The sequence below is a fragment of the Porphyromonas bennonis DSM 23058 = JCM 16335 genome (assembly GCF_000375645.1).
Lineage (GTDB): Bacteria > Bacteroidota > Bacteroidia > Bacteroidales > Porphyromonadaceae > Porphyromonas_A > Porphyromonas_A bennonis.
On record NZ_AQWR01000052.1, the window covers coordinates 1 to 12,122 of the forward strand.

Genomic DNA, 12,122 nt, shown 5'->3' on the forward strand with positions numbered 1-12,122 from the left:
CTTGCATTGCCTGGTCCACGGGTCTTCGGGGCTACGCCCCTCGACCTGTGGCTAAAAAACGGGCACCCACAAGGGGTGCTTCGTTCCCCACTCTTCACAATTAGATGAATGGCTACGGTGTCTCTCAAATGCGTCACCCCTGAGGTCGGAGCAAAGCACTGGTGTAATCAAAAAACAGTAGTACATTTACACACGTAGATCAGAGAGAACTTAAAGCCATCATTTGCTACAGTTGAAACTGAACAATATTGGCTTGGTAAGAACTCAAACCTTCTCTAATAGCCAACGTATATGTCGAAGAAACTCATCCCTGAATTGCTGGCATTAGTGATAACGATCACGGCAACACTTTGTGCCTGCAACAACACTCACAGTAGCACGGCTCCATATGATGTGAAAGAGGAGACGTATGGTTCCCTCCTCCATTTTCTTGAGAGTGACGACCTCCACGAGATAATGATCGTCTCCGAAGCCAAAGGCAGTCTTTAAATATACTGTATGCTCTGACTCCTGAGGACCAAAGCGATAGAGGACTCAGAACTCTATCAAAAGACGGCCAAACCTTTGAGTCTGGTTACTACAAGAGTCTTGCCGTTGAAGATCCCCAAAGCCTCCACAACTGGCACAAACAAAGAAACAAATAGACCACTATGTTTCAACATCCATTCAAATTAATATTTGGGCAGAACGCTGAGGTGAAACAATCCGCCTCCCCCGCCGCAGTAGACATCATCCTATTCATTTTATTTATCTGCCACAGACCTATATCCCGCCTGCTTGGGCATGCGCTGCAGACAGATATCACCCAGATCGTCACACTACTAGCAGCGTCCCTGTTTCTTGTTGCTTTTATCGTCCGACTGGCGAGCCGAAAGATTGACCTGCTATCCTTTCTCTTTCTCTTCGGGACGCTGATAACTCTTCTTGACTAACAGCCTCTCGCTCTCGGATAGCATGACAGATCAGCGCCCCTCTCCATTCCACACTATCGCCCCAAAACGTAGAGGGAAAATGTCTCGAAGCAAAGTGCTGGTATAATCAAAAAATAGTAGTACCTTTGCCCTCACAAAAAGGAAGGGAGAGCTTCGGGATGTAGCTCAGTCCGGTTAGAGTGCGCGTCTGGGGGGCGTGAGGTCGCTGGTTCGAATCCAGTCATCCCGACTTATAGGAGCAGACAAGAGTTCGCCTCTTGCCTGCTCTCTTTTTGTGCTATTGGGGGAATGGGGGAAAATGGCTAACTTTGCCCTGTTATAAGAGATATGCGGAAATAGCTCAGTTGGTAGAGCATTGGCTTCCCAAGCCAAAGGCCACGGGTTCGAGCCCCGCTTTCCGCTCCACTTCAGAGAGTGTGTCTTCTCGCCAGCGAGAGGACACACTCTTTTTTTACCCGTCTCTGACCCGAACCGCTCAGAGTGAAATCTATTACCGGTATTAGTTGTCACTATTATCGGTATTAGTCTTCTCTATTACCGGTAATAGAAATGACCCATCAGGGAGGGCTCTATCATCGTGAGCTTCAGAGCGAGCAGGATCACACGGAATAGTCCCCCGAGATGTCGCATTAATTGCTTAAATTTGTAAGCTTTAGGAGACAAACTTAGGACATTATCATCAAAGTCTATGGATAGAGAGGAGAAGGGAGAGGAGAGAGCAGACCATCTGACCGACACGGAGGAGGAGCTGACGCCGACTGAAGAGGGAGCGCCACTGGCCGACGATGTGCGGTATGGGCGGACCCACGACAGCCATGGTAACTACGTGCTGTCGGGGATGTATCGCTCCTGGTTTATCTCCTATGCCTCTTACGTCATCCTGGAGCGGGCAGTACCCTACATCTCTGACGGGCTGAAGCCGGTTCAGCGACGGATCCTCTACACGATGTCGCAGATGGAGGATCGGCTGATCAAGGTGGCGAATATCGTCGGTCAGACGATGCAGCTCCACCCGCACGGAGATGCGAGCATCGGCGATGCGCTTGTGCAGCTCGGGCAGAGACAGCTCCTGATCGAGTGTCAGGGAAACTGGGGCAACCTCCTCACCGGCGACGGTGCTGCGGCGCCGCGCTACATCGAGGCACGCCTTACGCCACTCGCCAAGAGGGTCCTCTTCTCCCCCAAGATCACCGACTACGTCCCCTCGTACGACGGAGCCAATGAGGAGCCGGTCAATCTGCCGGTGAAGTTTCCCCTCCTCCTCGCACAGGGCGCTGAGGGTATCGCCGTCGGGCTCTCCTGCAAGATCCTCCCGCACAATGTGGGCGAACTGCTGCAGGCCTGCGTCAGCTACCTCCGAGGTGAGCCGTACGGGCTCTATCCGGACTTCCCCACCGGCGGACTGGTCGACGTGGCAAAGTACAGCGACGGAGAGCGTGGAGGTCAGGTAAAGGTGCGGGCAAGGATCGAGAAGGTCGACTCGCACACCCTCGCCATCACGGAGCTGCCCTACTCCAGCACGACCGGCAGCCTCATCGACTCGATCCTGAAGGCGAACGAGACGGGGAAGATCAAGATCAAGAAGATCAACGACAAGACCGCAGCGGAGGCTAATATCGAGATCCAGCTGCCGAGCGGCGTCTCGCCCGACAAGACGATCGATGCGCTCTACGCCTTCACCGGTTGCGAGATCTCCATCTCGCCCAATTGCTGCGTGGTGCGAGACGATCACCCAGAGTTCCTCACCGTGAGTGAGGTGCTTGCGGACGGGTGCGAGCGGACGATGAGCTACATCCGTGCGGAGCTGGGGATACGGCTGAGCGAGCTGCAGGAGCAGCACCTGCTGGAGTCCCTGGAGCAGCTCTTCATCACCCGACGGATCTACAAGGATAAGGACTTCGAGGAGGCGAAGAGCGTCCCCGAGGTGGTGGCTCACATACGGAGCCGACTGGAGGACGCGCTGGAGACCTTCTTCCGACCCGTGACGGATGAGGATCTGAAGCACCTCCTGGAGCTTAAGATGGCGAGGATCCTGAAGTTTAATAAGGAGAAGAGCGACGCCTCCATCGCCCGGCTCATGGACGAGATGGCGGACACCGAGCGACGGCTCGGCGATGTCCGCAGCGAGGCGATCAGCTGGTATGAGACGCTGTACGAGGACTTCGGGAAGCAGTACCCTCGCCGGACGACGATCCGCAGCTTCGACGACATCGAGGCGGCAAAGGTAGCGGTGAAGAGCGAGAAGCTCTACGTGGACCGCAAGGAGGGATTTATCGGCACGGGACTCAAGAAAGCGGAGTACGTCAGCGACGTCTCCGACATAGATGACGTGATCGTCTTCCTCCGCAGCGGGGTCTACTTCATCACCAAGGTGAGCGAGAAGAGCTTCGTCGGCAAGGACATCATCCACGTGGCGCGCTGGGTACGCGGCGACGAGCGGACGATCTACAACGCCGTCTACCGTGACGGCAAGGAGGGCACCGCCTTCATCAAGCGCTTTGCCGTCACGACGGCGATCCGCGATCGGGAGTACGACCTGACGCGAGGTAAGCCGGACTCCAAGGTACTCTACTTCACGGCCAACCCCAATGGCGAGGCGGAGGTGATCAAGACCGTACTGCGACCGAGCGCGAAGAAGCGGCGGCGCAAGAGCGGGCTGATCTTTGAGACCGACTTTGCCGACCTGCTGATCAAGGGGCGCCAGGCGCGAGGGAATATCCTGACGAAGGAGCCGGTCTTCCGCATTTCACTCAAGGAGGAGGGGAAGAGCACTCTGGGAGGCAGGGACGTCTGGTTTGACTGGGACGTCTTCCGGCTCAATTACGATGACCGGGGGGACTACCTGGGCGAATTCATGGGGGACGACAAGATCCTCGTGGTGCTGGAGGACGGGACGGTCTACCTGACAGACTTCTCGGACAGCAACCACTTCGAGCGAAATCTCCTCGTGATCGAGCAGTATGACCCGGAGAAGGTCTGGACGCTCGTCTACCACAATAGTAAGGAGGGCTTTACCTACATGAAGCGCTTCCTCCTCGAGGAGGATAAACTGCGGAAGAAGGATACCATCCTGACCAATCCCGACGACACCCTTCTCCTCCTTACCGACGAGCCTTACGCCCGAGTGGAGGTGGTCTACGAGGACGAGACGACGGAGGAGGTCGAGGCGGAGGACTTCATCGCCGTCAAGGGCGTGCGCGCCAAGGGCAAGCGCATCAGCACCGGCACGACTACGGAGGTGCACGAGCTGGAGCCACTCAAGCAGCCTGAGGACGAGGCAGACGACGACTCGGACGAGGAGGATACCCCTGACGAGGAGGTCGAGGCGGATATGGACGACAGAGCCGAGGAAGAGGCTCAGGTGATCGAGGAGGTAACTCGTCAGCAGAGACTGACCTTTAGGGATGATGATGAAGAATAAGAGACTCAGCAAGATCGCACTCCTACTTGTGCTGACCCTGATGCTGCCTCTCTCGGGAGCAGCTCAGTCAGAGACCGGGAGGCAGAGTATGCGCAGCCGGCTGGAGAAGCTCGGGAGGGAGACAAGGGACTACATCCATGGGAAGCCGTGGACTTACGACGGTTCGCTCAGCACGACCCACCGGGAGATCCTCCTGACCGGTGGGCGTGTGGGCGTCATCGACCAGTATATCAGCCCGTCCGCTCACACAGGGTACGATATCCGGATCTCCCTAGGCACGGATCGGCCTTACTTCGCTGACCGATGGCACCTGAGGCAGGAGCTGGAGCTGGGACTGGGGATGCCGAAGAATAAGGCCAATGGTACCCAGATGTATCTCCCGAGTCTCTACACGCAGACAGCATTCTCCTTCTCACTCCTACAGCGGGGAGGACTAAGGCTGGAGGTCGCCCCCGCCTGGTCTCTCATGGTGCAGGGTAATCTCAAGCTCTCCAATAGTAACAACGTGGCCAACGTCAAGGCGACGACCGGCCTCGATGCCTGGTCGCGACTCAGCTACCGGATTCCGTGGGAGACACTGCCGATGCGCTTATCCTACAGCGTCTCACTTCCCCTGCTCCACATTGCCTACCACCCGGACTATGGACAGAGCTACTACGAGTACATCTCGGGGGACAATAAGACTCCCATTCGTCTCCACCTGACAGCACCACACAACAGCCTGTCGATCCGTCAGAGGCTGCTGATGGAGCTGCCGATCCACAACACCACCTGGGTCATCGGGCTCCAGCACATCGGTACCGTGGAGAAGCTCAGCCATACGAAGTATGAGCTCGGCAGTGTCGGGCTGGTCCTCGGGGTCACGCTCGAGACCAAGGCTCTCTCCGGCGGGCGTGCCCTTCGGTCCACTCACATCCGTTCATCCTACTAAGACCTATGGCACTCAGACACGTACACATTCTACCCGCTCTGGTGGTCGTTCTCCTCGGACTCTCTGCCTGCATCCCCTCGCAGCCGGAGAATACCGACTACAGAGCTAATTTTGAGGCACTCTGGTCGATCATCGATGAGCGATACTGCTTCCTGGATGAGAAAGGAGTGGACTGGGACTCGATCCACACCGTCTACAGTAAGCGAATGGACCTGATGGAGGAGAGGAAAGCGGGAAACGATCTCAATTTCTTCCACTTGATGGCGGCAATGCTCGATGAGCTGCACGATGGCCATGTCAATCTGATGACAGGATTTGACGTCAGTGCCAACAGTGACTGGGCAGGTGACCCGACCGAGGGACTCAATGTCTATATGAGGCAGAAATACATCTCCGGATACCTGATGCAGTCGGGCGGGATGCTCTACAATAACTTTGGCATCAAGGATAAGCCCAATCACCGCATCGGATATATCCGCTACAATAGCTTCTCATCCCCCCTTGGGAGTATGGACTTCATCCTGAGATACCTCGATAATACCGAGGGGATCATACTGGATGTGAGGGGGAATGGTGGCGGTCTCGTCAGCAATGCATCCGACCTGGCGGGATACTTCTACGACGAGAGGACTCTCGTAGGATACACCACGCACAAGACCGGCCCCGGGAGAGAGAGTTTCTCTAAGCTCAAGGAGGTCTACGTCACTCCCGCCGAGGGACGACGCTGGACCGAGAAGCCCCTCGTGATCCTCCAGGACCGGGGCTGCTACAGCGCGACGAACGACTTCCTCGTCAAGGTCTCCCATGCCCCCAACGTCTACCGCGTCGGTCTCCCCTCCGGAGGAGGCGGCGGTATGCCGGCCACATCGGAGCTGCCTAATGGCTGGCGCGTACGCTACTCCGCCGTCAAGAGCCTCGACGTGGATAAGAAATCCATCGAGGGCGGTATCGCTCCGGATCTGGAGGTGGCGAATGAGACCTTTGACCAAAACCCGAAGGCGCCGGATCGGATCCTCAGCGAGGGGATCCTCTACATCCTCACCCACTCCAAGGAGAGTAAAGATAAGACAGAATGAGCAATCAAGATAAGAATCCATTAGAACTGGAGGAGCGGATCATCGCCGCACTCCGTACCGTATACGACCCCGAGATCCCGGTCAATGTCTACGATCTGGGGCTGATCTACGACGTCGATGTCGATCACGACACCGGGGTCGTAGATATCACCATGACGCTTACATCCCCGAATTGCCCCGTGAGCGACTTCCTCTGCGAGGATCTGGAGATGAAGGTGAAGGCGGTCAAGGGGATCAAGAAGGTGAATATAGAGATCACTTTTGAGCCCCAGTGGGATCAGTCCATGCTGAGCGACGAGGCGAAGCTGGAGCTGGGTATGATGTAATCCCTACCATGACCGCCCGCACCAAGACCTACTTCGCCTCAGACCTCCATCTCGGATCGCCCTACCACGACGATCCGAGAGCAGCGGAGCGACGCTTTGTCCGTTGGCTACACAGCATCGAGCCTGAGGCGAAGCGACTCATACTGGTGGGCGATATATTTGACTACTGGTATGAGTACAGGCAGGTGGTGCCACGGGGATTTACCCGGACGATAGGGCTACTGGGTGAGATGGCTGACGAGGGAGTGGAGATCCACTTCTTCACCGGCAATCACGACATCTGGATCTCCGACTACCTCCCCACGGAGATCGGCTGCACGCTCCACCGGGAGGCAGCAACGATGGATCTGGAGGGACACCGATTCTTCATCGCTCACGGCGACGAGTACGCACCGAGCAGGGCATACGCAATCACGCGGGCGATCTTTCACTCTCGGGTGTGCCAGTTCCTCTACGGACTCCTACCGGCATGGCTGACGATCCCCTTTGCTCAGCGATGGGCGCGAAGGAGCCGAGAGCGAGGACTTAAGAAGAGCCGACAGCTCCCGCAGCCGGAGATCGGGGAGGAGTACCTCGTCCGACACGCAGAGGCGGAGGCGCTTCGACTGGGAGCAGAGGCACTCGAATTCTACATCTTCGGACACCGTCACCGTCTGGCAGATCACCCCGTGGGCGACCACAGCCGGGTGATCCTCCTCGGGGACTGGATCACCTATCACAGCTACGCCGTCTGGGACGGCACGTCACTGACACTCTCGAGATACGACTCATGATCAACCGCGTACACTACACCGCTCACTCCAGGATGGCAGACCTCCTGAGCGAGCACTACAACATCTTCTCCCTCATCTCTCGCCTCGGGATCCCCCTCGGGATGGGCGACCACACGATCCGCGAGGTATGCGAGGCCAATGGCGTGGACACGGACACCTTTATGTACCTGGTTCACTTCGACCTCTACCCCGATCTGCGAGAGGCGCTGACGCCGGACCTGGAGACGATCGACGTAGCGCAGATCATCTCCTTCCTCCGCGCCAGCCACCGCTATTTCTTAGAGGTCAGGCTGCCCGATATAGGCGAAGCGCTCGACGTGGCTCTCGAGGGAGCTCCGCACGACATCCGGGTAGTGGTGAAGCACTACTTCGCCGATTACTGCAAGGAGGTACGCAATCACATGCACTACGAGGACGAGGTGGTCTTCCCCTACGCCGAGGGACTACTCCGTGGTGAGGAGGGGAAGGGAGACTACAGCATCACCAACTTCGAGCGACACCACGACCAGGTGGAGCTCAAGATGCATGAGCTCAAGAATCTCTTCCTCAAGTACTACACCTGGGAAGCGAATCTCAAGCTCTACAACGTCCTCCACGACCTCTATGCCTGCGGCGAGGAATTGCTCAACCACAATGACATAGAGAATCAGATCTTCATCCCCTGCATCAAGGCTCTTGAGAAGAGCTCCTCACGATGAAAGCCAATCTACTCATAACGCTCTCCGACAGACGCACCCAGGAGACGCTGGCTGACCTGATCGATCGGGAAAAAGGGGCTGAAGTGACAGTGCATACCCTAAGGGACCCCTTTACTCTCCTCCAGACGGTGAAGAGCCTCCGTCCGGACATCGTCATCGCCTCCTGCAATGTCTGCAGCCCACCGATGATCGAGACGATCCGGACCATTGCCGACCTGCCCAAGGCGCGCTTCATACTCTACTGCGAGACCATCACCGACGAGCTTCTGGCGGAGCGGTGCGAGGGGCACCTGTCTTCCGAGGAGAGCGACAAGGAGGTAATCGACCTGATCACCTCGCTCCTCACTGCCGACGAGCGAGAGGAGGTACCCGAGGAACTGACTCCTCGCGAGCGGGACATCATCATCGGGGTCGTCAAGGGGATGACAAATAAGGAGATCGCCGACGAGCTCTTCATCTCACCCAATACCGTCACCACGCACCGGCGCAACATCGTCAAGAAGCTCGACATCCACTCCGCCTCCGGCCTCACCGTCTATGCGATCATGAATAAGCTGGTGAGCCTGCAGGACATAGAGATCTGACCGATGGCAGGGATCTACGTCCACATCCCATTCTGCAAGACGAAGTGTCCCTACTGCGACTTCTACTCCGTCACCACGCTCCACCCACTCGAGGACTACCTGAGAGCGCTCTCCACCGAGATCAGCCTGCGATCCTATGAACTGGCGGGAGAGTCTGTGGAGACCGTCTACTTCGGCGGCGGCACCCCCTCCCTGCTCAGCGGGCGAGCCATAGGCGACATCCTTCGCCTCCTCCGACGCTCCTTCGACATCACCGAGGGAGCGGAGATCACCCTTGAGTGCAATCCCGGAGACCTCACCACCATGGATCTGGACGAAGTGATCACTCGAGGGGTCAGTCGCTTCAGCATTGGTGCACAGACCTTTGACCCAGGTCTGCTCCGCTTCCTCCAGAGACGCCATACCGGGGAGGAGACCCGGGAGCTCGTCCGAGAGCTCCACCGACGGGGGATAAGAAACATCTCTCTCGACCTGATCTACGGCATCCCCGGCTCCTCCGACGAGACCCTAAGGGCAGACCTGGACGTACTGATCGCCCTTGAGCCGACCCACATCTCCGCCTACCACCTGATCTACGAGGAGGGGACCCCGCTCCACTACCGACTACAGCAAGGGAAGATTAGAGCACTGGACGAGGAGGAGAGCCTGCGACAGTCCCACTATGTCGCTGAGCGACTGAGGTCGGCCGGGTATGAGCACTACGAGATCTCAGCCTTTGCGCTACCCGGCTACCGCTCCCGGCACAATAGCTCCTACTGGCACGGCATCCCCTACATAGGGCTCGGCCCGGGCGCACACAGCTACATCCATCCCTGGCGATCTTACAACCCAAGCAACGTGACGCTCTACAATCACCAGCTCCTCCGCCCCACCCCCTTCCTCAGTCGCAACTACGAGCGCATCACCCCCGAGATGGCTCTCGAGGAGTACGTCCTGACCCGCCTCCGCACCTGCGAAGGGCTCTTGCTGAGTGAGATGGAGCATCTCTTCTCACCAGAGGTTAGGGAAAAGGTTCTACAGAGGGCTCAGCCCTACATCACATCGAGCGACCTGCTCCTCGAGGGAGATCGACTACGTCTCTCCCTCGGCGGCATCGACATCTCCGATGCCATTATCCTTGACTTGATCTAAAGGTCTCGCAGCTGGATCGCCTCCTCCTCGATCTGTCCGAAGATAAAGGCGGGCGGGTCGATCAGGTAAAGTCGCTCCGTGGCACGCGTCACCGCGGTGTAGAACCAGCGGAGAAATGATATGTCGATCATCTCCGGCGTCAGGTACCCGAAGCTCACAAAGACCTCGCGCCACTGACCACCCTGAGCCTTATTGCAGGTCATGGCGTAGGCATACTTGATCTGCAGGGCATTGAGGTAGGGATTTTTCCGCATCTCCGCATAGAGCTGACGGCGCGACTGCACCCCGGGGTAGTCGAGGGCAACATTGTCGAAGAGCAGCTGCCGCTGCTCCCCCGTCAGGGCAGAGGTCCCGCTGTAGAGGCTCTCTAAGAGGATCTTCGCCGAGACAAAGCCCCCCTCGCCGTCTATCAGCTCCGCATCCCTGAAGGTAAAGCCATACAGCTCCGCCGTATGACGCGCATCCCGGACCTCCAGTATCTCACCATTGGCAATGAAGCCCCCGGTCTGCTTGCCCGAACTATCGACCGGTGTGTAGAAGTAATTATTCCGCACCACCATCAGCCGCTCGCCAGGCACTACCTCCTCCTCGTAGCCGAGAGTGCGGTGGCGGATCCCCTGATTGTAGGACTCAGCCTCGCGATTGGACCGCGTGATCAGCACCGTCTCCTCCTGCCCCACCCTGCGGTAGGACTCCTCCATCAGCTCCGGCAGGTCATAGCCTGAGATGATCCTCACCTCCCCACCCCGCCGAGGGGTCTCCAGCAGCGGCTCGCTCCATGGCTTTCCCTGCTGCAGGTCGGCGATCCGCTGTCTCAGGTCGTAGCTCGTCAGGACGATCTCTCCGGCACTCTCCTGCCGCACAATATCGGTCAGCGTCTCCTCGTAGAGGTAGGAGCAGTAGCCCCGCAGATAGTCCGGCGAGAGTGCGGGACTCTGCGGCGTACCGACCGGCGGCAGCTGTGCATCATCGCCGATGAGGACGATCCGACTATACGGCACCGAGTGACAGAAGTCCATCAGATCATCCAACAGCCGCCCACTCCCGAAGGTGTCATTCCCCTCGCTCTGATTGCTGATCATCGACGCCTCGTCGACCACAAAGACAGTCCCCTGCTGCCCCGCATTGTATCCCAGATCGTAGGTAAAGGCCCCTCCAGCACCGACTCGCTGACGGTAGATCGTCCGATGGATCGTGTAGGCCGGCATGCCGCAGTAGGCGCTCAGCACCTTAGCGGCACGACCCGTCGGTGCCAGCAGCCTCACCGGCACGCCCATGGAGACCAGCATACGGGTCCAGGCGCCGACGAGGCTACTCTTACCAGTACCGGCATAGCCCCGGAGGAGGAAGAGTGAGTCCTCCTCTCCATGGCGTAGGAAGTGGTCCAGCTTATCGATCACCCGAGCCTGCGACGGCGTGGGCGTAAAGGGGAAGAAGTCAAGTATCGGTGAGCGCTCAGTCATGGCACAAATATACCGCTTAGGATGCGTCTCTCCACAGGCTCCGATCTATTACCGGTAATAGTGTCAACTAATACCGATATTAGACTTCACTAATACCGGTAATAGGATTCACTAATACCGATAATAGATTTCACCCTCTCTCGGACGCCTGCGAAGCCCCCTCAGAAGTGGTACTCCGCCGAGAGAAGGAGAGCACGAGGACGGGTACGGATCCGGCCGGCAAAATAATTGATCCTGTGATTGTCTCGTAGAGGTCTGATCTGCATACATAATGTAAGCGAATGTGAACAATTATACATCAAAGCGGTAACTATAGCGGATCAGTGGTTGACGCACTCAAGTGATACAGAAATCATTCGACTCATCGTGAAGAGTGGGGAACGAAGCACCCCGACAGGGGTGCCCGCTTTTTAGCCACGCGGTCGAGGGGCGTAGCCCCGATGACCCGTGGATCAGGCATCGCAAGCGATCCCGCGACCCCGCTAGGGTGTCGCACTGATAGACTGACTGATATGTGCGACACCCTGGCGGGGTCGTATACCTTGAATGCGTCGTCGTTTCCCGGGGTCTTCGGCACTTCGTGCCTCGACACCCGGTCTAAAAAGCGATGATCCCTCCGGGGCTTCGCCCCTGCGGGATCAATAGACGGCAGCAGGGGAGGGATCATTCGACGGGATTTCACAGCGAAAGGGTTATCTCTTCATTACTTTAAAGCTCAATTGCGTCATCCCAGGTAGATCTGCAGACCGTGGGTGACGCACTCAAGCTTTACCGCTATGAAGCGGGG

The 12,122-nt window shown here is 57.5% G+C and carries 10 protein-coding genes and 2 tRNA genes; 11 read left to right on the forward strand and 1 reads right to left on the reverse strand.

Annotated features, from left to right (window positions below):
* The first annotated feature begins 291 nt into the window (after positions 1 to 291).
* From B088_RS07425 to hemW, 11 genes are all read left to right on the forward strand, one after another.
* Positions 292 to 489, forward strand: a complete 198-nt coding sequence (locus B088_RS07425; RefSeq protein ID WP_018107788.1) for a hypothetical protein — start codon at positions 292 to 294, stop codon at positions 487 to 489.
* Between the two features lie 597 nt (positions 490 to 1,086).
* A tRNA-Pro gene (locus B088_RS07435) sits at positions 1,087 to 1,161 on the forward strand.
* A 100-nt stretch (positions 1,162 to 1,261) separates the two neighbouring features.
* A tRNA-Gly gene (locus B088_RS07440) sits at positions 1,262 to 1,337 on the forward strand.
* Between the two features lie 283 nt (positions 1,338 to 1,620).
* Complete coding sequence (locus tag B088_RS07445; protein ID WP_018107791.1) at positions 1,621 to 4,353, forward strand: DNA gyrase/topoisomerase IV subunit A; 2,733 nt, start codon at positions 1,621 to 1,623, stop codon at positions 4,351 to 4,353.
* The gene (locus B088_RS07450; protein WP_155802369.1) at positions 4,343 to 5,284 is read left to right on the forward strand and encodes a hypothetical protein; all 942 of its coding nucleotides are present in this window, start codon (positions 4,343 to 4,345) and stop codon (positions 5,282 to 5,284) included. The genes B088_RS07445 and B088_RS07450 overlap by 11 nt, the downstream gene beginning before the upstream one ends.
* A 5-nt stretch (positions 5,285 to 5,289) precedes the next feature.
* The gene (locus B088_RS07455) at positions 5,290 to 6,360 is read left to right on the forward strand and encodes a S41 family peptidase (RefSeq protein ID WP_018107793.1); all 1,071 of its coding nucleotides are present in this window, start codon (positions 5,290 to 5,292) and stop codon (positions 6,358 to 6,360) included.
* Positions 6,357 to 6,686, forward strand: coding sequence for an iron-sulfur cluster assembly protein (locus B088_RS07460; protein WP_018107794.1), 330 nt, complete (start codon positions 6,357 to 6,359; stop codon positions 6,684 to 6,686). Before B088_RS07455 ends, B088_RS07460 begins: the two co-directional genes overlap by 4 nt.
* Positions 6,687 to 6,694: 8 nt before the next feature.
* Positions 6,695 to 7,459 carry a UDP-2,3-diacylglucosamine diphosphatase gene (locus B088_RS07465; RefSeq protein ID WP_018107795.1) on the forward strand — a complete coding sequence of 255 codons (765 nt, stop codon included), beginning with the start codon at positions 6,695 to 6,697 and terminating at the stop codon, positions 7,457 to 7,459.
* Positions 7,456 to 8,157, forward strand: a complete 702-nt coding sequence (locus B088_RS07470; RefSeq protein WP_018107796.1) for a hemerythrin domain-containing protein — start codon at positions 7,456 to 7,458, stop codon at positions 8,155 to 8,157. The genes B088_RS07465 and B088_RS07470 overlap by 4 nt, the downstream gene beginning before the upstream one ends.
* Positions 8,154 to 8,741 carry a response regulator transcription factor gene (locus tag B088_RS07475; RefSeq protein WP_018107797.1) on the forward strand — a complete coding sequence of 196 codons (588 nt, stop codon included), beginning with the start codon at positions 8,154 to 8,156 and terminating at the stop codon, positions 8,739 to 8,741. Before B088_RS07470 ends, B088_RS07475 begins: the two co-directional genes overlap by 4 nt.
* Before the next feature lie 3 nt (positions 8,742 to 8,744).
* Positions 8,745 to 9,872, forward strand: coding sequence for a radical SAM family heme chaperone HemW (gene hemW, locus B088_RS07480; protein WP_018107798.1), 1,128 nt, complete (start codon positions 8,745 to 8,747; stop codon positions 9,870 to 9,872).
* Here hemW and B088_RS07485 read toward each other — a convergent pair.
* Positions 9,869 to 11,335, reverse strand: a complete 1,467-nt coding sequence (locus B088_RS07485) for an ATP-dependent DNA helicase (RefSeq protein WP_018107799.1) — start codon at positions 11,333 to 11,335, stop codon at positions 9,869 to 9,871. The genes hemW and B088_RS07485 overlap by 4 nt on opposite strands.
* Between the last annotated feature and the right edge of the window lie 787 nt (positions 11,336 to 12,122).

Bases quoted from the DNA above. Each gene is read 5' to 3' on its own strand.
- B088_RS07425 (WP_018107788.1), top strand. From the start codon at position 292: ATGTCGAAGAAACTCATCCCTGAATTGCTGGCATTAGTGATAACGATC.
- B088_RS07445 (WP_018107791.1), top strand. From the start codon at position 1,621: ATGGATAGAGAGGAGAAGGGAGAGGAGAGAGCAGACCATCTGACCGAC.
- B088_RS07450 (WP_155802369.1), top strand. From the start codon at position 4,343: ATGAAGAATAAGAGACTCAGCAAGATCGCACTCCTACTTGTGCTGACC.
- B088_RS07455 (WP_018107793.1), top strand. From the start codon at position 5,290: ATGGCACTCAGACACGTACACATTCTACCCGCTCTGGTGGTCGTTCTC.
- B088_RS07460 (WP_018107794.1), top strand. From the start codon at position 6,357: ATGAGCAATCAAGATAAGAATCCATTAGAACTGGAGGAGCGGATCATC.
- B088_RS07465 (WP_018107795.1), top strand. From the start codon at position 6,695: ATGACCGCCCGCACCAAGACCTACTTCGCCTCAGACCTCCATCTCGGA.
- B088_RS07470 (WP_018107796.1), top strand. From the start codon at position 7,456: ATGATCAACCGCGTACACTACACCGCTCACTCCAGGATGGCAGACCTC.
- B088_RS07475 (WP_018107797.1), top strand. From the start codon at position 8,154: ATGAAAGCCAATCTACTCATAACGCTCTCCGACAGACGCACCCAGGAG.
- hemW (WP_018107798.1), top strand. From the start codon at position 8,745: ATGGCAGGGATCTACGTCCACATCCCATTCTGCAAGACGAAGTGTCCC.
- B088_RS07485 (WP_018107799.1), bottom strand. From the start codon at position 11,335: ATGACTGAGCGCTCACCGATACTTGACTTCTTCCCCTTTACGCCCACG.